The 23,828-nt window shown below is 45.5% G+C and carries 22 protein-coding genes; 4 read left to right on the top strand and 18 right to left on the bottom strand.

Annotation, left to right across the window (positions count from 1 at the left end):
- The first annotated feature begins 15 nt into the window (after positions 1-15).
- The 3 genes from DESOR_RS14315 to DESOR_RS14305 all read left to right on the top strand — a co-directional run bounded on the left by DESOR_RS14315 (position 16) and on the right by DESOR_RS14305 (position 4,471).
- Entirely contained in the window at positions 16-1,206 is a 1,191-nt protein-coding gene (locus DESOR_RS14315; protein WP_014185303.1) for an iron-containing alcohol dehydrogenase, read from the top strand.
- Between the two features lie 491 nt (positions 1,207-1,697).
- Positions 1,698-3,047 carry an acetyl-CoA hydrolase/transferase family protein gene (locus tag DESOR_RS14310; RefSeq protein WP_014185302.1) on the top strand — a complete coding sequence of 450 codons (1,350 nt, stop codon included), beginning with the start codon at positions 1,698-1,700 and terminating at the stop codon, positions 3,045-3,047.
- 245 nt (positions 3,048-3,292) lie between these two features.
- The gene (locus DESOR_RS14305) at positions 3,293-4,471 is read left to right on the top strand and encodes a CaiB/BaiF CoA transferase family protein (protein ID WP_014185301.1); all 1,179 of its coding nucleotides are present in this window, start codon (positions 3,293-3,295) and stop codon (positions 4,469-4,471) included.
- A 117-nt stretch (positions 4,472-4,588) separates the two neighbouring features.
- Here DESOR_RS14305 and DESOR_RS14300 read toward each other — a convergent pair whose 3' ends face one another.
- The 12 genes from DESOR_RS14300 to DESOR_RS14250 form a co-directional block, all read right to left on the bottom strand.
- On the bottom strand, positions 4,589-6,712 hold the full coding sequence (locus tag DESOR_RS14300) for a sigma-54-dependent Fis family transcriptional regulator (protein ID WP_014185300.1): 2,124 nt from the start codon (positions 6,710-6,712) through the stop codon (positions 4,589-4,591).
- A 22-nt stretch (positions 6,713-6,734) separates the two neighbouring features.
- Entirely contained in the window at positions 6,735-8,834 is a 2,100-nt protein-coding gene (locus tag DESOR_RS14295) for a sigma-54-dependent Fis family transcriptional regulator (RefSeq protein WP_014185299.1), read from the bottom strand.
- A 563-nt stretch (positions 8,835-9,397) separates the two neighbouring features.
- The gene (locus DESOR_RS31015; protein WP_158309039.1) at positions 9,398-9,496 is read right to left on the bottom strand and encodes a helix-turn-helix domain-containing protein; all 99 of its coding nucleotides are present in this window, start codon (positions 9,494-9,496) and stop codon (positions 9,398-9,400) included.
- Positions 9,497-9,513: 17 nt separating this feature from the next.
- A complete protein-coding gene (locus DESOR_RS14290; protein ID WP_014185298.1) occupies positions 9,514-10,401 on the bottom strand; it encodes an SDR family NAD(P)-dependent oxidoreductase in 888 nt (295 codons plus the stop codon).
- A 627-nt stretch (positions 10,402-11,028) separates the two neighbouring features.
- Positions 11,029-12,621 carry a class I adenylate-forming enzyme family protein gene (locus DESOR_RS14285; protein ID WP_014185297.1) on the bottom strand — a complete coding sequence of 531 codons (1,593 nt, stop codon included), beginning with the start codon at positions 12,619-12,621 and terminating at the stop codon, positions 11,029-11,031.
- 83 nt (positions 12,622-12,704) lie between these two features.
- Positions 12,705-13,889 (bottom strand): acetyl-CoA acetyltransferase, encoded by a 1,185-nt coding sequence (locus DESOR_RS14280; RefSeq protein ID WP_014185296.1) that lies wholly within the window; start codon positions 13,887-13,889, stop codon positions 12,705-12,707.
- 2 nt (positions 13,890-13,891) lie between these two features.
- Positions 13,892-15,310: a 3-oxoacyl-[acyl-carrier-protein] synthase III C-terminal domain-containing protein gene (locus tag DESOR_RS14275; RefSeq protein ID WP_014185295.1), complete on the bottom strand. Its 1,419-nt coding sequence runs from the start codon at positions 15,308-15,310 to the stop codon at positions 13,892-13,894.
- 64 nt (positions 15,311-15,374) lie between these two features.
- Complete coding sequence (locus DESOR_RS14270) at positions 15,375-16,235, bottom strand: 3-hydroxyacyl-CoA dehydrogenase family protein (RefSeq protein WP_014185294.1); 861 nt, start codon at positions 16,233-16,235, stop codon at positions 15,375-15,377.
- Between the two features lie 29 nt (positions 16,236-16,264).
- Complete coding sequence (locus DESOR_RS14265) at positions 16,265-17,407, bottom strand: acyl-CoA dehydrogenase family protein (RefSeq protein WP_014185293.1); 1,143 nt, start codon at positions 17,405-17,407, stop codon at positions 16,265-16,267.
- A gap of 71 nt (positions 17,408-17,478) precedes the next feature.
- Entirely contained in the window at positions 17,479-18,246 is a 768-nt protein-coding gene (locus tag DESOR_RS14260) for a crotonase/enoyl-CoA hydratase family protein (RefSeq protein WP_014185292.1), read from the bottom strand.
- Positions 18,247-18,530: 284 nt separating this feature from the next.
- Positions 18,531-18,818, bottom strand: a complete 288-nt coding sequence (locus tag DESOR_RS14255) for a 4-hydroxyphenylacetate 3-hydroxylase C-terminal domain-containing protein (RefSeq protein ID WP_282434418.1) — start codon at positions 18,816-18,818, stop codon at positions 18,531-18,533.
- Positions 18,819-18,825: 7 nt separating this feature from the next.
- Positions 18,826-19,425, bottom strand: coding sequence for a TetR/AcrR family transcriptional regulator (locus DESOR_RS14250; RefSeq protein WP_014185291.1), 600 nt, complete (start codon positions 19,423-19,425; stop codon positions 18,826-18,828).
- A 174-nt stretch (positions 19,426-19,599) separates the two neighbouring features.
- Between DESOR_RS14250 and DESOR_RS31010 the strand changes: the two genes are divergently transcribed.
- The gene (locus DESOR_RS31010; RefSeq protein ID WP_242832323.1) at positions 19,600-19,860 is read left to right on the top strand and encodes a hypothetical protein; all 261 of its coding nucleotides are present in this window, start codon (positions 19,600-19,602) and stop codon (positions 19,858-19,860) included.
- Positions 19,861-19,910: 50 nt separating this feature from the next.
- Here DESOR_RS31010 and DESOR_RS14240 read toward each other — a convergent pair whose 3' ends face one another.
- The 6 genes from DESOR_RS14240 to DESOR_RS14215 all read right to left on the bottom strand — a co-directional run bounded on the left by DESOR_RS14240 (position 19,911) and on the right by DESOR_RS14215 (position 23,826).
- Complete coding sequence (locus DESOR_RS14240; RefSeq protein WP_014185290.1) at positions 19,911-20,975, bottom strand: DUF3102 domain-containing protein; 1,065 nt, start codon at positions 20,973-20,975, stop codon at positions 19,911-19,913.
- 214 nt (positions 20,976-21,189) lie between these two features.
- A complete protein-coding gene (locus tag DESOR_RS14235; RefSeq protein WP_242832322.1) occupies positions 21,190-21,363 on the bottom strand; it encodes a DUF2922 domain-containing protein in 174 nt (57 codons plus the stop codon).
- Entirely contained in the window at positions 21,360-21,566 is a 207-nt protein-coding gene (locus DESOR_RS29590) for a hypothetical protein (RefSeq protein WP_014185288.1), read from the bottom strand. Before DESOR_RS29590 ends, DESOR_RS14235 begins: the two co-directional genes overlap by 4 nt.
- The gene (locus tag DESOR_RS14225; RefSeq protein ID WP_014185287.1) at positions 21,563-22,195 is read right to left on the bottom strand and encodes a GTP-binding protein; all 633 of its coding nucleotides are present in this window, start codon (positions 22,193-22,195) and stop codon (positions 21,563-21,565) included. Before DESOR_RS14225 ends, DESOR_RS29590 begins: the two co-directional genes overlap by 4 nt.
- A gap of 11 nt (positions 22,196-22,206) precedes the next feature.
- Entirely contained in the window at positions 22,207-22,911 is a 705-nt protein-coding gene (locus DESOR_RS14220) for a DUF1638 domain-containing protein (RefSeq protein WP_014185286.1), read from the bottom strand.
- Positions 22,912-23,136: 225 nt separating this feature from the next.
- Positions 23,137-23,826: a cobalamin B12-binding domain-containing protein gene (locus DESOR_RS14215; protein ID WP_014185285.1), complete on the bottom strand. Its 690-nt coding sequence runs from the start codon at positions 23,824-23,826 to the stop codon at positions 23,137-23,139.
- Positions 23,827-23,828: the final 2 nt, after the last annotated feature.

Genomic DNA, 23,828 nt, shown 5'->3' with positions numbered 1-23,828 from the left:
AGGAGGGCTTTACAGATGGCAACACCTAAGTATTTCAACTGGGAATATTACAGTAAATTGGAAGTAGGCTCAGGCTGCCGGACTTTTATTCCCCAGCGCTTTCAACAGATGGGCAGCCGGCGGATCGCACTGATTACCGATCCGGGTATTCGACAGGCTGGTATCGTTGATAAGATTATGGATGTCATTGAGGCGCAGAACGTTGTCAAAGTAGTCGGAATATATGATAAGATTCAGCAAGACGCGTTAATGGGAATCATCAATGACTGTGCACGGTGGTGCAGGGAACTGGCGGTAGACGGTCTGCTGGCTGTAGGCGGCGGAAGCGTGCTGGATTCGGTTAAGGGTGTTAAAGCTATGATAGGATTAAAAGCTACCGATATACGGCACATTATGCCCAACAACCTGGGCTTATATAAGGATATTGCGCAGCCGCTGGGGATTCCTCACATAGCTGTGGCCACAACCGCAGGAACCGGTTCTGAAACATCCACCGGCGCGGTTATATTTAACGAGTTTGATAAGGTTAAAGGAGTTCTGCAACATCCTTTCACTGCTGCCGAATATGCTTTCCTGGATCCGGATCTTACTGTCGGATTGCCTCCGCATTTGACTGCTTTTACGGGATTTGATGCTTTATGTCACGCCGTAGAAGCTGTCGCTTCGCCAGAAACCAATTGCATGATTGACGCTTTCTCCATTCAAGCGATTAAATTGATTGACGAATTTCTCCCCATTGCTGTTCAGGACGGTAAGAACCTGGAAGCCCGCACCAAAATGCTGATTGCCAGTAATATGGCCATCATGAGTTTCGTCATGGCAGGTGGGATATGTCCCATTCATAACTTCGCTCATGCGGTGGGCGCTCATCTGAGAATTCCTCATGGGGAAGCCAATGCTGTCCTTATGCCTGTAGTAATGGAGTCTTTCCCGGCATTCTACCTACCCCATGTGGATGTGCTGGCTGACGCCTTTGGGGTAAAAAAAGAAGGTAAATCCTCCCAAGAATTAGTAGCTGATTGTGCCCAGGCACTGCGCGATCTGCAGACGAAATGCGGAGTGAATTCCAAGTTTACCCCGAAGCTTGATGCCAAAGGCTTGGAAACGCTGTTCGCCTTGGTCAAGTCCGATCCCGCTGGTTTCAAATTCCCGCTGCCTGATGATGTTGTCAAAGCTACCCTGGAGGCTAGTTTTAATAAGGCTTAACCAAAAATATCAGATACTAATCTGCAGCCAAAAAGTGTATTCCAGGGAACACCATAGTTAGCCTGTAAAACGACGTTCGCTTTAATTGAATTCTAAGAATTATCGTAAAGAAGCTCTTTTGCCCATTGTAGTGAATACTCACTTGTCATTGCGTTTAATATCTGTAATCTTCTAATTTAGAATGCTCTCCGCCATCGGCAATAAATATTTAGAATTTTTGAATTAGTATTGCAACGTATTAAGCATTTCACTTTTCTTCATCAATTAAGTAATGTTTACCGGAGACCAGTTTAAACTAGCCGTCTCTTAATGCATTACAGGGTCGGTGGAGGATACGAACCGTAAATGGAAACACTACACCATAAAAACTGAAAGACATAGAATGATTTTAATCTAGGCTTGCTTAGTATCTACTGTTTCTAGGTAAGGTTTATATTTCAGATTAGAACAAAAAAAATGCCAATTATAGTATTTAGAATGGGGGTTTTTCAATGGCAGGATTTAGGGATGAATATAGATCAAAATTACGAACTCCGGACGAAGCGGTCAAGGTTGTTAAATCAGGCGATTGGGTTTATGCAGGTCATTTCGCTATGTACACGCAGTTACTAGATGAAGCGCTCTCTAGAAGGGTCGGCGAAGTAAGCGATGTTAAGGTCAGAACTGTATGTGCCACCTCGGTCCCCAAAATATGTAAGGTTGATCCCGAAATGAAGAGTTTTACATTTCACAGTGGATATTTCAGTGCTTTTGAAAGGAAGCTGTCAGATAAGGGTCTTGCTGTTTATATACCAAGCAACTATGGTCAAAGCCCTATTTTTATACGCAATGGCTCCGCTGGTCATCCCAATGTAGCTATGATTGGGGTAACCAAACCGGATAACAATGGCTATTTTAATTTCAGCACAGCCGTTTCTTATGCACGGACTGCCTGCGAACTTGCTGATATTGTTATTCTTGAAGTCAATGATCAGGCTCCCTGGGTATATGGAGGAGAGGGGGAGACTATACACATTTCCGACGTTGACTATATCGTTGAAGGAAGTTATCCGCTGATTGTACACTCCCCCGAAGGGGATGTTACCGATGCCGATAAGAAAATAGCCACTCTGCTGGTTGAAGAGATAGAAGATGGAAGCTGCCTGCAGTTTGGCATCGGAAAATTACCTGCTACCATAGCCACAATGATAGCGGATAGCGATCTAAAAAACCTTGGTATTCACTCAGAGATGGCGTCTACTCCATTTATGGATTTGATTGAAAAGGGCCGGGTCAATGGATCCCAGAAAAAAATTGACAAGTTCAAGGCCACCTTTACCTTTGCCGGGGGAACCAAGGAACTGTATGATTACCTGGATAGAAACCCGGCCTTTGCCAGTTATGCAGTGGATATTCAAAATAATCCGGCCCGGATTGCTTTAAATGATAAACAGGTTGCTATTAATAATGCTATTGAAGTCGACCTCTATGGTCAGATAAGCTCCGAATCGGATGGGATCAGGCAAATATCCGGCACCGGCGGGCAGCTGGATTTCACAATGGGTGCCTTTATGTCCAAAGGGGGCAAACCATTTATATGCTTGAGTTCAACTACTACTCATGGTGGCGGTAAAGTCAAATCCAGGATAGTTCCCACCTTAAAACCGGGCTCCATTGTTACAGTTCCCCGGTCATGGGCTCCGACCATCGTCACTGAATATGGCAAAGCCCAACTAGGAGGTAAATCTACCTGGAAACGGGCTGAAATGCTAATCGGCATAGCCCATCCGGATTTCCGTGATGAGCTGATTAAGGCAGCCCAGGCCCAGGGAATATGGACAAGGTCAAACAAAATCTGTTAACACAGTCATTTGTCATGACCATCGGTGATAGCGAAGGTAACATTAGTACAGATACCTTTTAGGTATTTTTGAAGTACAGTACTGTGAGTAGTAGGGAGCTAGCCACTCCTGCTACTCAATTTATTGTGACGCGTCTTCAAAATTGAGTTACAGTGGGAAGCCTTTGTGGAGGTTTGCCCCAGTGGGATGCTGTGTAATTAAAGTTAACTAAACATTTGAATGTTACGTTTAAAGGAGGATAGGCTATGGAATCAAAAACGACACCGTTAACGGGGGTTAAGGTATTAGATTTAACCAGACTATTGCCAGGTCCCTTCTGTTCCCAGGTATTAGCCGACTTTGGAGCTGAGATTATAAAAATTGAAGATACCAAATTAGGGGATTACACTCGCTGGTACCCTCCTGTATTGGGCGAAAGCAGTGCTAGATTCTATGCAGTTAACCGAAATAAAAAGAGTGTGAAACTCAACTTGAAAGAAGAACCGGGCAAAGAAATATTCCGACAATTGATCAACCAAAGTGATGTCTTGCTGGAGGGTTTCCGCCCAGGGGTAATGGAAAAACTTGGCCTTGGTTACGATGAACTAAAACGGATTAATCCCAGGCTTATCTATTGTGCTATAACCGGTTATGGACAAAGCGGGCCTTATCGGGATGCAGCAGGGCATGACCTTAATTACCTGAATTTGGCGGGGATAAGTGACCGGATTGGTCATAAAGACGAAAGGCCTCCCCTTGCCGGGATCCCAATAGCCGATATTGGGGGCAGCCTGTGGAGTATTGTAGCGATTTTGTTGGCCTTAAGAGCACGGGAAATAACCGGGAAAGGCCAGTATTGTGATGTAGCCATGTTGGATGGAGCGCTGAGTTGGTTAGCTATGCCCCTAGCGGATTTCTCAGTTACCGGTAAACTTCCTGCCCGCGGCAGCGATCATTTAAATGGGGGTTATGCATTTTATAATATTTATCCAACTGCGGATGGCAAATATGTTAGCCTTGGGGCTGTAGAAAAAAAATTCTGGACAGAGTTTTGTACAAAAATAGCTAAGCCTGAATATATACCCCTACAATTCGATCCCTGTCGGCAGGGTGAAATAATAACCAATCTAACTTCGATGTTTGTACAGAAAAGTCAAGCTGAATGGGTTAATTTCTTTGCAGCCAGCGATATTTGCTTTACCCCGGTACAGGATATGAATGATTTGCTATCTCATCCCCAAATTCAAGCTAGAAATATGCTCGTTGAAGTTGAAATAAATGAGAAAACCGTTCTTTTACCAGGCATACCTGTAAAGTTAAGTGATACCCCAGGTAAAGTTAAACTTGAATTTCCAGGCTATGGTCAACATACTCTACTCATATTGAAAAGTCTCGGCTACACCAAGGAGCAAATAGCAGACCTTCAGCAGCAGGGAGTAATTTAATGATTAGAATAACAATTGGATTACATGATTGCTTAGGTATTTTTAAGTACCCAATTATAAGTAAAGTAGGGGGCTAACCACCCCCTACTACTTAATTTATTGTTGAATGCGTGTTCTTTAACACAGATTGTATTTAGCCATTCTTCTATAAAAGGAAGAACGGCTTATTTTCAGAATTTTGGCTGCTGCACTCTTGTTCCCTTCGGCTTTTTTTAATGCATCTATAATTATGTTTTTGTCTGTATTATCAAGGGATGTTCTAAAAGAAGAAGGTTCTTGAACTATTTGTATATTCTCATTCTGGAGAATATGGGGAGGCAGATGTTCCACCCCTATCTCCCCTTCCCATGCATAATTAGCGGCTCTTTCAATTGCATTTTCCAGTTCCCGGATGTTCCCGGGCCAGGAATAATTGGTCAGGGCAGCCTGGGATGCTCTATCTATGCCGATTATACTGGTTCCAAGAGTCCGGTTGTTCTTCTGAACAAAGAACTCAGCCAGAGGCAGAATATCCTCTGGGCGCGAGCGCAATGGTGGCAGAGTAAACTCAATGACATTGAGACGATAATAGAGATCCTCTCTGAAGGTTCCTTTGGCAATAGCTTCTTTTAAATCCCGGTTTGTAGCAGCAATTATTCGTACGTCGACCTTCTGTTGAGTTGTACCCCCTATCCGCATAAACTGCTTCTCCTGAATCACCTGCAGGATTTTAACCTGAATAGATAACGGCATCTCTCCAATTTCGTCCAGAAATATAGTTCCTAGATCAGCCTGTTCAAAATATCCTGGTTTGCCTTTTTTGGAAGCTCCGGTAAAGGAGCCGGGAGCATAACCAAATAGCTCTGACTCCAAAAGTGTTTCGGGAATGGCTGCACAATTTATTTTGACAAAGATTTGATCTGCGCGAGGGCTTGCTAAATGAATAGCCCGGGCAAATAGATCTTTACCAACCCCACTTTCGCCAACTAAGAGGACTGTGGAACTACTGCGCGCTATTTGTTGTGCTTCTAAAGTTATTTTAATAACTTCAGGATTGTTAGAAACAATCGATTCGAATCCGCTTTTTTCCATCCCCTTCTTCAACAGAGCCTCGCGATAATATTGAACCTGCTGTCTTAATGAAAGCCACGTGCGGGCTATATCTTCAGTTAACTTTTTGTCGGCCAAATAGATAGTGGTAAATATTCTGACCGGCCCGAACTCATCCTCCTTATCCTTCACAGGGAGATGATGAATAAGGCAATTTTTCCCATCGAACCTGCATATATCTACTTCAGCTATACCTGTTCTAGCAGCTTGCAAAGGCAGATCGTTGTGGAAAACGCTAGCCAGGGAAAGCCCTATTAACTTGTCTGATGAGACACCCAACAGATTGCAGGCTTTTTCATTAACGTAAATTATCACTCCATTTCGGCCGCTGATGAACACCCCATCAGAGGAAGCACGAAGAACTCCGGTTACTGTGTTTTTCAACTCTTTAACGATTTCCAATTCCTGGGCAATGTCTTCTATATTAGATAAATCAAGAAATGCCAAATTATAGCCAATCTGCTTTCCTTCTTCTTGTATAGGGACCTGGTTCATAATAACCGGAACGGATCTGATAGTCCGCTTTACTCCCAAGTTAAAACCGGGAATAAACTCAACTTCTGGAATCAAATCCTGGATTTTAGTGTTTAATGCTTTGTCTTCCTGAAGACAAAACATTTTCTGAGCTGACTGGTTAATTCTCGATATAGTCCCCTCATTATCCACAACAATCATACCCTCGTAGATCGTTTGAAAAACTGATTCAAGAAGAACATAGGATTCTATGGTGAGAGCCAGCGTTTCGCGAAGGTATTCCACCTTACCGATAATGCCAACAACTTTTCCGCCTGAATTCAGGACCGGAACGTTGCCCGCACGCCTTTTGTAACTCCTTTCTATCATTGCTGCCTGGTTTATATAGGCGTTTTCCATAGAGTGCTCAATAGGGTAGTATATAACATATGATGCACAGGGCTCATCCAGCCCTTGGCTTTCTAAAAGTGCATCGTACAATCTGCCTTTTGGTAAGACTCCTATCATGCGGTCGTTTTCATCAACTACCGGAAGCGTGTCTAATTTTGTCTCCAGGCATATTTCTAACACCTTACGCAGGTTGTCCTCAGGCCGGATAACCTGAAAGCTTCTATTCATCAATTCTTTAACGGGCAGTTGGGCTCTTGCTATATATGCCAGTTTCTCGTTAACCGCCATAGTATTCTCCTTTTTTACCTCGTTAAATTCCGTATTTAGCCAATTTTTCGTAAAAAGCGGAACGGCTCATTTTTAGAAGCCTGGCTGCAGCGCTTTTATTTCCGTCAGTTTTTTTCAGCGCATCAAGAATTATGTCTTTTCCTAAATCATTGAGTACAGTTACGTAAGAGTTTGGAACATAGATATCCTGCACAGGATTAAGAATATCGCGGGGGAGGTGTTCAACCCTGATCTCGCCTTCCCAGGCAAAATTAACGGCACGCTCAATAGCGTTTTCCAGCTCTCTAATATTACCGGGCCAGGGATATCTAACCAGCGCTTCTTCAACTGTGGAGCTTAAGCCGGTTACACTTGAACCTAAAATCCCATTGTATTTCTTGATAAACATATTGGCCAAAGGGATAATATCTTCGGAGCGGGAACGCAGGGGAGGAAGAGCCATTTCTATCACATTAAGCCGATAGAACAGATCCTCCCGGAACAATCCTTTGTTGATGGCATTACGCAGATCCCGGTTGGTGGCAGCGATGATCCGAACATCAACATCTCGGGGACTGGTTTCTCCAACTCTCGTGTATTTTTTGTCCTGGATTACCTGCAGCAGCTTTACCTGTATGGATAGGGGCATTTCCCCAACCTCATCTAAAAAGATAGTACCTTCATTGGCCATCTCAAAATAACCAATTTTGCCTCCTGCGTAAGCACCGGTGAACGAACCCGGAGCATAACCGAACATTTCTGATTCGAACAAGGTCTCAGGAATAGCTGCACAGTTCACTTTTACGAAGGCGTGTTTGGCACGCTGAAGGCTGGCCGAATGTATAGCCCGGGCAAACATATCCTTGCCGACCCCGCTTTCCCCGGTTAAAAGCACAGTAGAACTGCTTCGAGCTATCCTGAGGGCTTCGACCTTTTTAGTCATAAATTCCAGGTTTTGGCTTATAATCTGCTCAAAGCTACTGTTTTCGATGCCCCATTTTTCAAATTCATCCCTGTAGTATTGCACCTGCTGCCGAAGTGAAAACCATTTGCGGGCAATTGTTTCGGTAAGTTTATTGTCGTCAAGGTACACAATACTAATTACCCCAACGATTTTATCGCTGTCATCATTAGCAGAAATTGGAACGTGTGATACCATACAGTTTTTTCCGTCTATCTTGCACACATCAACTTCGGCTATGCCAGTCTGACGTACCTGAACAGGATCGCTGCAATTCAGGAATTCTACAAGCGGTTTACCGATGATCTTATCCGGGTTTTCATGGACCAGATGACTGGCGGCATCATTTATATATTTTATACACCCTGCATAATCCAATACAAAAACACCATCCGACAATGCGCTTAATAATCCGCTAAGAGTAGATTGAAGCTCCTTGACACTCTCCAGTTCGGCGGCTATTCTTTCAAGATCAGACATGTCCAAAATAGCAATGTTGATGCCAATCTGAACACCGTCCTGGAATATAGGTACCTGGTTGATAAGAACTGGTATGCAGCAGACAATCGTTTTGACCCCTTGAGTAAACTGGCTTGAGAAAGGGAGTTCCGGCAGTACTTCCATCAGGCTTGAGCCAATGACGTCCTCGGCCTTAATTCCAAACATATTTTCTGCCGAGGGATTAATTTTCAGTATATTCCCATTGTTGTCAACTACGATCATGCCTTCATAAATAGCACGAAGTATAGAATCCAGAGAAGCATAGGAAAATGATACCTGATTTAGGCTTTGATACAGAAACTCTTTAAGTCCAATCATCCCTACGACCTTACCGTCGTGGTCAACAACCGGAACTGTGCCGATCCTGCCGTCGAAGGATACTTTGTCATAAGTAAGATCTGAACTAAAGAATTTGGGTGATTCGACTATAAAGGGCGCGCAGGTTTGTTCCAGGCTGCTTCCCTTCAGAAGCGCTTTATACAAACGTCTCTTGGGACAAACTCCAATTAGGCGGCCTTGTTCATCGACCACCGGTAGAGTATCCAGTTTTGTTTCTTTAAAGTACTGGAAGGCCGTACGCAGAGTATCATCGCGGCGAAGCGGCTTAAAATAGGTATTCATCACATCAGTAACTGGCATTGAGTAATTGATTAAGCTGTTCTTTTTTATTTCATTATACATTTATTAATACCTCTCATTTATAGACCACGCAATAAATGGGCCAATATAAAATACAGATATTAAACATTTAGTCGTCCAAACATATCACAAACTGCAATACATGCGAACAACTAATTTAACACAGCTTCCTGCTTAATGCGATTCTTGGTACCTAAGGTGGAATTTAATAGTTCGTATGTAATAAGAAGTTATAAAAAACTATAACGATTAAAACCGAACTCGTTCGTTTTTATTGTATCTTAATATAATAAATTGTGTCAATATTTTAAAAATTTAATTTATAGCTTTAATCTGGTTTCTTAAAGAAACCTTTGCTGGCGCCAAGCGGCTATGGTGGATATAACTAAAAAAGGACCGGGCAGGTGGTAGGTTTGGGGCAGAATCCACTCCTAGACGGAAATCTGCTTTAGTATCTGTAGGATTGACAAGTAAAACCGTTACCGCATAATTCAAACGTTAGGGCAGTCTGGCTGTTTCGGCCATCTGCCCCTAAAAAGTACCGTCTTATTTCACATCGATTTGGCTCCCAGTCCCGGAATCTCTTTCTATTTTTTAACTACCAATTATTTGTATTGATTTAGAAATATTATATTCTTCAATTTTTCATAAAGTACGTTACGTGTAATACCCAGTGTTTTAGCTGCCAGATATATACCCTCCACTAAAATACAGACTATTATTAGCGTTGCATTTTTTTTGCGTAATATGCATAATCGACTACCAACTGATCAACTGGAGCTTTGTTCAGAAGCATTGCACTGGCTTGCTCAATAATCAGCATTGCGGTCAAATCACGGTGTGTGTAAATATACGTGTATCCATAATCAATCTGCTTCAGTATTCTTTCAACTGCCTTCTCTACCGAGATTTTCCCAGCCGTATCTCCTTCCGCTGTGCCAGCCCCCTTCGCTATAATTTCCTTAGGCGGAACATCAGAGTTCGCATATTCTGATGGACGATTCAATTCGCTGTTAAAGATATTTGTTTCAACCACTCCCGGCATCACAACTGAATACTTCACTTTGTCCTTTTTATACAAGTTGGCCTCCGCTTGATAATTTTCGACCAAACGCACTACGGCAGCTTTACTTACCGAATACGCTGCCCATTTTGAGAAAGGTGCTACGGCAGCTGTTGAAGCAGTCGTGATGATCCGGCCCTGAACTGCTTGTCCATCCATAAGCTCCGTAAATTTTCGCAACCCAAACAACGGCCCCCACAGATTAACACCTAGTACCCATTGCCAGTCTTTGATTATCATTTTATTAAGTGGAACGGCACGATTAACGATTCCGGCATTGTTAAATAAATAATGAACTTCGCTAAACTTTAATTTAATCATCTCAATGGCTGTATCCCAACTATTTTCATTTGATATGTCGTGCTCGATGAATGATGCCTTGATACCTTCTTCATTTAATTTGATTTCAGCTGCTTTGCCTGCTTTCACATTAATATCAGTAATCACGATATTACAACCCTTTTGGCCCAAAGCTAACGCGATACCGAAACCAATACCACTTGCTCCACCCGTAATTACAGCAACTTTACCTTTGTAGTCCTCCATTTTCAAGGCCCCTTTCGTCGTTAATCTACAACGTCTATACTCGCAATCATGTCAAGTTAACATGTGCCCTGCCCTGACATGTTCGCTTAACAGAGCAAGGCTGCATTGTTTCCTGATCAATAATCCTTTTCAAAATCCAAGTTTCATTCTGCTTGTTGTTAATTATTAACACATATGCAAATGTCGTGCCAATTAAGAATCAGCCAATAAAATGTGCAATATCAACGTTGATTGGCTAATAATGCTTCTTGATGAGGAAGTGTGTATGGAAAAAAGATTTTTTCATTCTACATATAGGGGTCATTTTAGAGCCCAATGTTTCATTTGTGAATCATTAGGCTTTGCCGACCTCAAATTCTTAACTAATTCCTCATGTTCAGCTTTCAGTAAATTGTGATCAGCGAAACTCTTTTCTTCAACTAAAAAGAGCGCCCGTTCTTATTTGATGAGTTTCTCAATCTCCTCATCTAACTTCGCGATGCGCTCATTATCTAACTCTGTTATAGATAAGGGGGATTTGCGTTTTTTGCCCCTTTGGTGTGATGTTACTCTAGTTACTACATTATTCTGAACATAATAACTCATGCATTTATGGAGAAAGGTATCACCGTAAGAAAGTTAACATTACTAGTAAACTTGTATCGAATCCTCTTTCCAATACTTTTTTCTTAACTCCCTCTTCAATATCTTCCCGGTCGCCAGTCTGGGTATAGCCTCTACAAGGTCCACAGATTTGGGAACCTTAAACCCTGCCATCCTGTCCCTGCAGAAATTAATAATTTCTACCTCGGTTATATCTGCACCAGGTTTAGGAATAACCATAGCCTTGACCGATTCTCCCCAGTTTTCGTCGGGCACCCCTATTACTGCCACGTCCAGTATCCTGTCCATGGAATGCAGCACTTCTTCAACTTCCACCGGGTAAACATTTACCCCGCCGGTTATAATCATATCTTTAGCCCTGTCCACTATATAATAGTACCCATCCTCGTCCTGGCGGGCCAGGTCGCCGACGGTGGCCCACTCATTGTCTAGAAATGCCTCATTAGTCGCCTGCTCATTGTTCCAGTACCCTCGAAATCCCCCCAGGCCTCTGGAATATAAAAGGCCCACCTCTCCCCTGAGGACCTCCTTGCCTTCCATTCCAACCAACTTTATTTCCAGGTCTTGCAGGGGTCGTCCCACAGACCGCTCTTTCCTCAACTGGTCTTCGTCCCGCAGGGTTGTTGATACTCCCAGTTCAGTGCTGCCATAAAACTCATTTAATTCTGCCTTTGGAAAATATTTTTTGATTTTTAACTTTGTAGGTGTGTGCAGGGGGGCGCCCCCGGATATAACCGCTCGCAGGGAACTTATATCATGTTTGCCGAGAACATCTTCCGGCAGGCTAAACATTCTGTCGTACATAACCGGAACCATCATCATCCAGTTGACCCCGTGCTTTTCAATTGCTTTTAGTACCTTATCGGGAAGGAATTCCGGAACCACCACCAGGGTTCCCCCGGAAACCAGGGTGGCGCTGTACCAGGCGCAGGGACCGGCATGATACAGGGGCGCAACAGCCAGCTGAACGTCACCATTCCGTATCCTCCACTCCACGCATACGGTCATGCCGGTGTGGTAGTCTTCTGAATAGCCCCTTACAGCCCCTTTGGGCCTACCGGTGGTTCCCGATGTATATAGTATCATGTGTAAATCATTAGGAGATATTTCTATATCTAACTCCCCCGGGTTCGCTACAGCGATCAGTCGCTCATAGGAGATAACCCCTGATGAAGGATAATCTCCGGTAACGATAATATGTTTAAGGCTGGGAACTTGGTCCCCTATGGATTTTAACAAGTCAATGAATTCGGGATTGGCAACCACAGCCGAGGCCCCGCAGTCATTCAACTGGTAGGCTACCTCACTTGCTTTCAGGTGGAAATTGACGGGACTCATAACAAACCCGCTTTTGGTTGTGGCGACAAATGTCTCTGGGAATTCAAAGCAATTTTTTAGTAATAGGGCCACCCTGTCACCTTTTTTCAACCCTAGCCCATACATACCGTTACCCAGACGATTGCTCCTTTCCCACATTTGTGCCCAGGTTTCCCAACGGTCTTCACAGATAATGGCCTTCATGTCCGGGTTTTTAGCCAGGTTCATCTTCATGCTGCTGACCAGATTGTTTGAATAACCAGATGTCGGGCGGATAAATTCCATGGAGGGCTTTACCATTTAATCAACCTCCTGTTAAATTATTAATCAGTTCCGTGCTTACCTGATAAAATAATCTCTTGTCTCTATCCTGATTTGCTGATTCATCCCAAATCCTTACCGGTTATACAAACTGAAACCACGCAGCCTGCAGGCTGGCCTCCCAGGTTATGAGTAAGCGCCAGTCTTGGATTTTCAATCTGGCGATCTCCGGCCCGGCCGGAAAATTGCAAATAACACTCGTACAACATGCGCAGTCCTGTTGCTCCGATGGGGTGCCCGAAGGACTTCAGGCCTCCATCCGGGTTTACGGGCAAAGCTCCTCTTATGTCAAAATAACCGCTTTCGACATCTTTCCACCCTCCACCTGGCTCGCTTAACATGAGATCTTCATATATAACCAGCTCAGTTATGGTAAAGCAATCATGCACCTCGGCCAGGCTGATCTCTTTCCGGGGATTTATTATTCCCGCCTCTTTAAAGGCGGCCTGTGCCGCATGACGGGTTTCCCACACTCCGGTGTAGTCATAGTTCTGGTGGCGATCACCGAACCCGGGTCCTGCCGCTATGGATATACCCTTTACGTACATGGGCTTTTTGGTGTATTTGTGTACGTCCTCAGTCCTGCAGATAATGGCGCATGCCGCTCCGTCAGCGACTCCGGAGCAGTCCATGATACCTAGGGGATAGGCTACTGTGGGGGACTTGAGAATTGCCTCCATGGGAACTTCCTTGCGGTACTGAGCTTTTGGGTTCAGTGCTCCGTTATGGTGGTTCTTCCAAGCAATTCTAGCCATTACATTTTTAAGTTGTTTCATTTCAAGGTTATACTTATTGGCGTAAGCCGGTGCCAGCAGTGCAAACCTTGCGGGAGCAGTGGGCTCCGGAGTGGTCCGGTCAGAGTGCGCCATGGGAGTCTCCAGACCGCTATAACCACTGTCCTTTAATTTTTCAGCCCCGATGGCCATTACCACATCATATACACCGGACGCCACTGCATAGCAGGCGTTTCTAAAGGCATCTGTCCCGGTGGCGCACATGTTTTCCACCCGGGTGACTGGCTTGTACTGGGTCTTCATGCACATGGAAAACGGCAGCGCCCCAATGGTGCTTGACGAAAATGTCCCAAACCAGAAGGCGTCTATGTTTTCAAGGTTTATCCCGGAGTCTTCGCAGCACTCATTTATTGCCTCTATAATCAGGTCGTCCAGGCTGCAGTCCCATCTTTCCCCAAACTTGGTGCAGCCCATACCAATCACCGCTACCCTGTCCTTAATTGACCTGGCCATAGTTATTCCCCACCTCTCTTTGGCATGGCTTTCCAAAAGTACGTGTTTATACCGTCAGCTTCAAAGAGTTTTCTAAATGACATTTCCAAATCCATACCTACGGAAACACTGTTCACATCGCAGTCAGTCATAAGGCAGACAAATCTTCCTCCCCCTTCATAATCCACCACGGCCATAACCGTTGGAGGGTCCTGGGAGGGAGCCAGATAGTCGATGGTGTATGTGGCCAGTCTGGCCATTCTACCCAGGAACTTGTATTCTTCCATTTGGTCGATAGACTGACACTGCACGCAGACTCTGTGCGGCGGAAACTGGGGAGTACCGCAGGCTGTACACCTGCTGCCATAAAAGCCCAGTATTTTCTTAAGATTTCTGTAGCGGTCAGGCAGGGAGGGTCGAACCAGAGGAGGTCTTCTCTGCGGTTCCATACTCAGCAACTGTTTCCATCGAAAATATTTACCGTAATTAATATCGCTTTTCTTACTATTAATGTAACCTTTTATTCCACGGCGGAGGGGGAGTTGGGAAATGGCATCGGTGACCTGGAAAACAATTGCGTCGCTGCCTTCACCATAGGTTAAGAACAGGATATTGTCACCGGGCTGAGATTCCTCCAGCGCTGCAACCAGGGCCATAGGCGCACTGGCCGCCCCGGTATTTCCTATCCTGTCAATAAGGCTGTCTTGCACCTGTTCAGGCTTAAAACCCATTCTTTTTGCCACCGGCAAAGGGTCACCGGGCTTCAGTCCGTATACTACGACCCTTGAGAAATCCTGGGGACTAAGTCCGGTCTTTTGCATCACCGCTTGTCCGGCCTCCACGGTAAAGCGGGAGTATCCCTGGGTATGAGAAAATCTATCTTCCCAGCTCCGCACAAATTGGTCCCCCTGACCGCGCCAGTTATCGTAAAAGTCTACACCTACACTGTGTGTACCCAGCACCTCAGCCACCACATCTTCATTGCCCAGCAAAAAGGCGGCCGCGCCGTCTCCGAGGAGCATCTCGTACAGACCTCCAGCCGCGCCCATTCGGTTGTCGCTTATGGCGACCATAACCTTTTCGCCCTTTTCGGCTGCATCAAGACCGGTAAGCATGGCACTGGAACCTGAACGTAGAGACCCTGTGATGTCCAGGGTCCTTGCGTCCCTCCTCATATCCAGGGTGCCTGCAAGAGTGGTGGCACTTTGCTTTTCACTATGCGGTGGAGTTGTGGTAGCAAAATAGATCCTGTCGAAGGTGCCGGCGTCAAGGCCGGAGGCACAGTCATGAGCAGCAGCAGCTGCCATTGTAAGGCTATCCTCGTCATAATTGGCCACCGCCTTTTCTCCCCGCAAAGCCGGTGTGCCGTGAATTTCACCTATATGTTTCAGATTAAGTCTATTAAAGGGAATATAAGCTCCATAGGCAACAATTCCCGCCATCTATCCTTACGCCTCCCTTTTAAAACCTGTTATAGCTTGCCCCTGTTGCCAGAAGAAGGCCGTACTACTTTTTGTTGTAGTCATAGAAGCCCCGGCCGGTTTTCTGACCAAAATCGCCAGCTCTGACCTTATTCCTGACGCCAACACCCACACAAAACCTGTCTCCAAAAGCGTCCCTCAGGCCATCCGCCACCCTGACCATTGTATCAATGCCGCTAAAGTCAAATAACTCGAAAGGCCCCATGGGGTGGCCCAGAGCATATTTAAGGGCCTTGTCTATTTCTTGCACATCAGCCAGCTTTTCATCATAAATCCGGCTAGCCTCTACCATCAGACCTGCCAGCAGTCTGTTCACGATAAAACCCGGAGTATCCTTACAGACACAGGTTTCCTTGCCCATTCTCATGCTCAGATCAACAATTGCATTGATACACTTTTCTGATGTGTGTTCCCCCACAGGTATTTCAATCAGCTTCATTACCTGGGCGGGATAGAAAAAGTGCATGCCGATTACCAGGTCGGACCTGCCGGTAGCCGAGGCAATTTCCGTAATGCTCAGCTGTGAGGTGTTTGTAGCCAGTATGGCTCCGGGCTTGACGATTTTGTCCAGCTTGGCGAACACCTCTTTTTTTAGTTCCATTATTTCTGGAATAGCCTCGATTACAGCGTCGCAGTCTTTTAAGTCATTCATGTCAGTGGAGATTTTGATTCTTTTCAGTACCTCTTCACACTTCTCAGGCAATATTTTTCCTTGCTTTACCGCTTTGTACATTAGTTTGTTTATTTTCTCAAAGCCCCGATAAAGCATTTCCGCCGACAAATCCACCATTACTACTTCACAGCCAGCCTGGGCAGCCAGCTGAACTATACCATGGCCCATGAGTCCGGCCCCTAGGACACCTACCTTGTTAATACTTGTAACCATAAATACGCCCCCTTTTCAAATGGTTTGGTTTATTTTAATATTTCCCGGGCAATGATCATTTTTTGAATTTGGGATGTTCCTTCAACAATTTGAAGCAGCTTAGCGTCCCGCATAGCTTTTTCGAGAGGGTATTCACGCGTATACCCATATCCCCCCAGTATTTGCACCGCGTCACTGGTTACCCTTTGTGCCATGTCTGCCCCAAAGCACTTGGCCAAGGCACTGTTTCTCACAACTTCAAGGCCCTTGTCAAGCATCCAGGCAGCCTTCTGATAAAGAAGCCTGGCCGCCTCAATGCGCATGTCCATCTCCGCCAGCATAAACTGGACTGCCTGCATGTTGGCTATTGGTGTTCCGAATTGTTTTCTTTCCCTGGCATAATCCCTGGCTGTTTCCATAGCAAACTGGCTTACACCTACCGCCATAGCGCCTATCACCGGGCGGGACATGTTAAAAGCGTTCATGGCAATCTTAAATCCACCCCCTTCCTCTCCCAGGAGATATTCTTCCGGAACCTTTACATCGGTGAATATGACCTCGCTGGTGTCGGATGCCCTGTTGCCCATCTTTTTTTCTTTCTTGCCATGACTTACTCCATCCCAGTGGCGATCAACCAGGAAAAATGTAAGCCCCTTGGCTCCGGCGCTTTTATTCAACCTTGCCAGCACCACATATTTAGAGGCCACACCTCCGTTACTGATAAAGCACTTAGTTCCGTTCAACACGTAGTGATTGCCTTCTCTCCTAACGGAGCTTGACAGTCCGGCTACATCGGATCCGGCGCCTGGCTCTGTTACGCAGTATGCTCCCATCTCCCCCTTCAGGCACAGACCCGAAAACCACCATTTCTTCTGTTCAGCTGTGCCGGCAATCTCAATCGGCTCAGAGGCCAGAATGTTAGCCATGGGCGTGGTAGCAATCCCGCCGCAGCCTCTGGCCAGCTCTTCCATCACCAGGCATCTGGTCAGGTTATCCCAGGGATAGCCGCTGATACTTTCGGGACCGGACATACATAAAACTCCTATTTCGGCCATTTTTTGAAAAACGGGCCAGGGAAACTCTTCTTCTTCGTCATAGTAAGCCCTTACCGGTATAATTTCTTTTTTCACAAACTTGCGCACCATTTTAAGCATTTCAACCTGTTCCTGGGTGGGGGCAAATTCGAATGACATGTTATCCCTCCTTCACCTGTTTTAGGGGTAGTTAATCCCGGTAGTTTTCCATTAAACTCCGCTAAGTCATTTCAAACCTGCCCGTGACGACCCACCCCGCCGGCAAAAGAGGTGGCCCCTTTCAGGGTTTCCCCGCTTTGCACCACTTTTAAGCCCATTTCAAATTCTAGTTTCAAGGCGGCATCAAAATTGATATCAAAACCGCGGTAAACTGCCTCCCGATCACTGCGCAGGCAATTTTGGGGAAACCCCGCCAGCAGAGCGGCCAGATTTTCTGCCTCCTGCCTTGAGGTGCCGGGTTCCACAAGTCGGTTGGCTAAGCCCATGGCAAAGGCTTCCTCGCCATTAACTGTTCGTCCTGTAAGGATCATATCCATGGCCCGGCTCAAGCCTATAAGTCGTGGCAGGCGCTGAGTACCCCCGTCAACAAGGGGCACTCCAAAACGGCGGCAAAAAACTCCGAATGCAGCATCCCTCTCTACAACTCTCAGGTCGCACCAACAGGAAAGCTCAAGACCTCCTGCCACGGCATAGCCGGACACCGCGGCAATAACAGGCTTGGAAAGCCTCATCCTGGTCGGTCCCATCGGCCCGTCCTTGGACATGTCCGGGTCCATCTGGTTCATTTTTCCTTTGGAAATAGCCTTAAGATCGGCACCGGCGCAAAAATTGCCGCCAGCCCCCCATAAAACTGCCACCTTCAGACTATCATCCGTATCAAAGACCCTGAACGCTTCCGCGAGCTGTCCAGCTGTCTCGGCATCCACCGCATTCCTAACCTCAGGACGGTTTATTATGACTGTGCAGATGTTGCCTTTTTTTTCAGTAAATACGTTCACTCTAGCACCCTCTTAAATTTATTTTATATTGAACAATCGTTATAAATAAGATAAAAAGTATTCTTATAACTTTAGATAAAAGGTATCTTTGGTAACTCCTTCTTCCTTAAGTCTGTCCCAAGGTTAACGGCTTGCTAAACATTATCACCCTCCCATTCAAACGGAATTATAATATTTCAATTATATTGAATATTCAGTATGACCAAGCCAAAAAATACCTCCTTTTTTTAGCAAAAGGTTGGACCTATTGTATATAGGGATCTATATGATTATAGACATACTCCTCAATACGGATCCGGCTTAATTTTAGCCAGTACTTTGGCATTTTCTTTACTTTCTGCCAGGTTGTAATTTCGAAAGACCTCGACTCTATTAGTTTCGGGGGTGCCACCGGCATATAGTAAACTTCCGATTAAATATCCCGTCAACCTTGAAGCAGTTATATCCTGAATCAATTGCAGTATGCGATAACGTTCTTCGACTAAGGTGCCTACTTTACCCTGCATGTACTTTTTAACCAGAGAGCCTATTTCAGGGTGCTCATAATCCGCCTCAACAGGCATTGTAGTGATAATTCCCTTACTCTTTCAGCAAAATATAGGACTCGATCATTTCTTTATAGCTTTCTTCAATATCCACTATATCAAATGACTCAGGATCAACTATCCACTGCATGCCTATACCCATTCCGAGTGCAACAGTCAGTGCGGATAGATGCTTAGCCTTTTCCGGTTGTAAGCGGCCCACTTCAATACCGTCCTGAATATATTGGGAGATATACGACCTGAGGTTTCCAAAAAACTTTGCGATAATCCCATTTATTTCCGGATTATTTATTGTCTGACCCAGAAAATTAAGCATCACGGCATAAAAATCAGGGTTATCTACGGGCACCCTATTTATATTTTCAATGTGCTTCATAAGTTTTTCATCGAAGGTTCTTAATGGTTCTACAGTTTCCATTACTTGTTCGTGGGACTTCCGGAAGGATTCCTTAAGAACCTGGAGAAGCAGATCCTCTTTATTTTTGAAATAATGGTATATAATTCCTGTACTGACCTTAGCCATTGCCGAAATATCCTTAACGGACATATTTGAATAACCTTTTTCCACTATACACCTTTCTGTAGCTTTTATGACCTGATCTTTACGTATTTCTTCCATTCCAAGTTTAGGCATTTTGATCTCCTTTATATTGAACGTTCGTTTTATATAAAATATATCATTATTGCGCACAAGTCAAGTGTAAACTCCTATACTTCCCCACATCAACCTTCATTCACCGCTTCTACCTTACACCACAATCTGTGGATTATTTTTGATGAAATTCACTGCGACCTTCTAAGAGTAGGCATGGTGCATACCCCTCTGGCCAAATTGTATCCTGAGTACGACAAGCTCATTACTTGTATGGCCCCAAGCAAAACCTTTAACATGGCCGGATTCATGATGTCCAATATTATCATTCCAAATAGTGATTTAAGAAGTATCTGGAAGGAACGTCATTATAACTTCGATAATCCACTCAGTATTGCAGCCACTCAAGCCGCTTATGCTTATGGCGCTGATTGGCTATCTGGAAAAGGGATACTATTCTTTTTCACAGCCCCTTGAAGCCTTTCCTAAAAAGTCTTCAAGGGGCTATTTTTTGTCTGGGGTCCCGTTTAAGTCATTTTAATCGCCGGAGGCCATCGGCTTATGATCTTGGCCATGTTCTCAAGGAAGGATTTGAGCTGCTTGCGCAGTCTCTCCTTCATCTCCTTATCCTTCGTGGTCAGCACGGTCAACAACAGCTTGAGCTGGTCAAAAGAGCGGTGAATATTGCCTCGGTGAAATTTAAACAGAGATTCGGCTTGCCTGGTATAGTATTCGGGATCGGCATTTTCAAGTCCGGAGACCGTAAAATTGGGAAACTCGGGAACTGTGAAATCGGACGCGACGAGCACGGGAGCAGAGAAGCGCGGGCCGGCGGAGCGAGCTTTGGCGGGCGCTGCTTCCGGGGCAGCGTGTTCCGCCGTTTCGGAGGCTTGGGGGAATTTAGCGCCTGCGGCGGGTATGGGGGGGCGCGCAGTTTGGACGCTTTGGGCGGCCGCCGGCGCTTCTTTTTGGCTCTTATCCGAATTCGCCTCTTTCCCCACGGCTCTCGTCTGTCCTGCCCGGAATTTTGACGTTACCTCTTCCACCTGCTGCTCCAGGCTCCGGACCTGGTCGGTAAGGTCGCTAATTTTAGCGATCATGGTGTTCAGCGCTTTTTCCAGGTCGTCTATCTTCTGCAGGGCCTGGTCTATTTTTTGCAAAGACGGGGCGCGCTTCCCGTCTCCGTCAGCCCCGGCAGCCTCGACGGCCCGCTTAAGCTCGCGGGAAGACATGTTCCCGGCATCGTTGTGTGCGATAAAGTCCGCGCGCAGTTCTTCCGGGACGTCAAGGAGGATGAGGGCGTTGGTGTAGGTTAAATTAGACAGCGCCGGCCAATTTGGATCGGATTCAAGGCCAGGGGAGGTGCCATAGGCTTCATAAAGCTGAATCAGCCGCCCGGCTGAGCGCTGGGAATAACGGACCGACTTAGCCAGCCATTTGCCCCATTCCCCGTGCCTGACCAGGGCCTTGGCTTCTTTCAGGCGCCCTCCAATCTCAATGGCGTTAGTCAGCAGAGTCGTTCCGGTGCGATGGTTGATTATGTTTATTTCATCCGCAATAATCCGCGGGGTGCGTTCCGTCGCAGGAGTCATCCGTGCATCAATCCTTCCTGGTTACTTTCTACACAATATGTGCCCAGGCTTAAGAAGGTGCGGGCTTGCCAGCGGAAACCCGGAAGAAACAGCAGACTACAGGAATGGCGGCCGGTTGAAGATGCTTTCATCCGGCCGCCATTTTTCGGTTTGGCTTATTCAATTCGGGGTATGGACTGGGCTTTTACCGGGTTTGCGCCGATATCAAAACAATTTAAGCGACAGGCGGGTCGAAAATATCCTCAGTCACTGTTTCTATAATTTTTGCATCCCGTTTGGCGACGAGGTCGCCGTCGGAAAGATCAAAAATATTATTTTCGATAAGGAGATCCATGACCTGTTCAACCTCCGCATGTGTCAGGTCCGCTCTTGGCGAGGGCAGCGTCATGGTGAACGTGCTTCCGCCGGCGACGGTGAAGATTGTCCAACCAAATAGCCATCGCCATTTGCCCAATCTCTAATCTCTTCGACCCATAGTGTGAGAGCTTGTTGAATTTTCTCTGAGGTAACCATTTCCGGAAAAACCAAAGCATGTGTTTCCGAAAAGATAGCCGGGTCAGTTTGATTTTTCGAGTTCCGTTGTTCACTCACTTTTCAACCACCGCCTCATGCCAGATTTGCGGATCAACTCCATGATGCGCGGATACAGCGTAGAAAAGTGCTGAAGAATTTATCCTCCTAACGCTTTCTTCTACCTCGCGAACCTGCTCAGGTTCCAAACAATCGATCTTGTTCAAGAGGATGGCGTCTGCTTTAACCATTTGTCCCTCGATTAACCCCGGCATGATTGTAGAAAGTTCATCCCATCGCTCAGCATCGGCCACCACAATGGTTTTTAGACTGTCAATACCTTTGCCATACTTAGCGAGGGTTTTCACGATCTTATCAGGGAAGGCCATCCCTGTGGTCTCAATGATCACCCATTGGGGAGACAATTCTTCCCGGATTTCATTAAGAGATTTGGTAAGTTCCGCATTCAGGGTGCAGCAGATACAACCGGCAAAAAGCTCCCGGACACTTAGTCCTTCCGCTTTGAGAATTTTATCGTCAATACCCATTTCTCCTACTTCATTTTCAATGATTACCAGGGAGGGTTTTCCGTTCTCCGACTGTCCTGCCGGACTTCTAGCTTCGGCAGTGTGGACAAGATGCTTCGCCGCCTGCAAGATGATTGAAGTTTTTCCCGATCCTAAGAACCCGCCAAAAAGTAAAATATTCATGACGCTTCTCCTTAAGAATAACTAAACAAGGCTTGATTTTGCTTGGGGGTCTCTACGTTGTTAATGAAGATATGCTTTAAGCTTACTTCTTCCCCTGGTGGAATAATCGCAAACTCTTCATCCCAGGGACCCAGGAAAAGTTTCTTCAAAAGCCTGAGGGATCCGTGGATTTCCTCATGACTCAGCCCTAAGGTGTCTGCAAAACTCTTTGTTTTAACAAGAATACCCTCAAATTGATAGGCTTGAGTATCAATGACCATCAAACGATGATAATTGTTAAGCATCATCTTCATAACCCGCAGTGCTTTATCTTTCCCGTACCTCCTGACACAGCGTTCATATTCAGAAATAAGATTCTGTTCGCTTTCTAACCATCCCTTGGTTAAAAAATAAGTCCCAACTTCTTTAAAAAGGTTCTGCCTGCGTTCATAAGAGCCGAGCAAAAGAGAGATGCAGTCATCTACCCTGGGAATAATTAATTGAGCCAGGGGTGATTTTATGCCTAATAAGCAATTCCCGCAATTACCAAAGGCTAAGAGAATAGTTTCTACATTCTCGATTTCATTAATTTTTTCTTGGATTTTACAGCCCAGGCGATCCGGAAAATTATGCAGCCCGGATTCGATCCAAAGTACCGGGTAATTAACACCGGTTTCAGATATTGCCAGATTTACTTCATCCCTGATAGTCTGACAAGCCACAATGATTGTACCCAACTCAGTTATTCCTTTCCTATTAGAAAACTTGGCTAGCGCCCAAAGGCACTGTCTTTGCACGAATTAGGACTTCTTGCAGCCTTTCAGGCGCAGGCGGTCGCCATAGTTGCACTTATGCTTCAGACGACGAAGACACTGTCTTCGCACGGGTTAAACCTTCTTGCAGCACTGTCTTCGTGCGTATTAGCCATCTTGCAGTATGCAACGAAAAGTTATACTTTCTGACTAGTATAAACAAGCAAGGCCTTGCCTGCCGCTGTGAGCGTGGATTATCTGCATACAGAGATCCGAGCCCTTGGCACAATCCGTTACCCAGTAGTCAGCACCGGTATAATTTTTGACCGCTTCATTAACTAAGCCGCCGATCACTACGGAAACCTTGGACCTCAGACCTTCTTTTTCTAATGAATCTACAATCTTTTTCATAGACTCGTAGGCTGTGGTTATCAGTCCTGAAAGGCAAAGCACTGTGCTGCCGGTCTTCTTTACTGCTTCTAAAAAAGCTTCTTTAGGTACGTCCACACCTAAGTCATAGACCTGACAACCTTTACTTTTCAGGACAGAAATCATAATGTTTTTGCCAATATCATGAATATCCCCGCTGACTGTCCCGATGATGACGGGGGGAGCATCCTTCACAGGCTCGACGTTGGTTGATTTTAAAACTAAATTGATGACCCCTGTAAAGATATCGGCTCCCACGATTAAATCACAGAGGAAATACTTGCCCTCATCGTAGAGCTCGCCGACCTTTTCCATTCCGGCTCGGGCTTCTTCAATCAGCTGAAAAGAATCCACACCTTGTTCCAGTCCTTGTTGGACAAGGTTGAGCACAGTGTCTTCATCCAATTTCCCCATAGCATAGGTCAAAAACCGCCTTGCTTTAAATTCCTCAACATTGTTTTTAACAACCATCT

Source organism: Desulfosporosinus orientis DSM 765, assembly GCF_000235605.1.
Classification (GTDB): domain Bacteria; phylum Bacillota; class Desulfitobacteriia; order Desulfitobacteriales; family Desulfitobacteriaceae; genus Desulfosporosinus; species Desulfosporosinus orientis.
The sequence above is the reverse complement of the archived record's forward strand: the minus strand, read 5'-3'. Positions and strand labels throughout refer to the sequence as shown.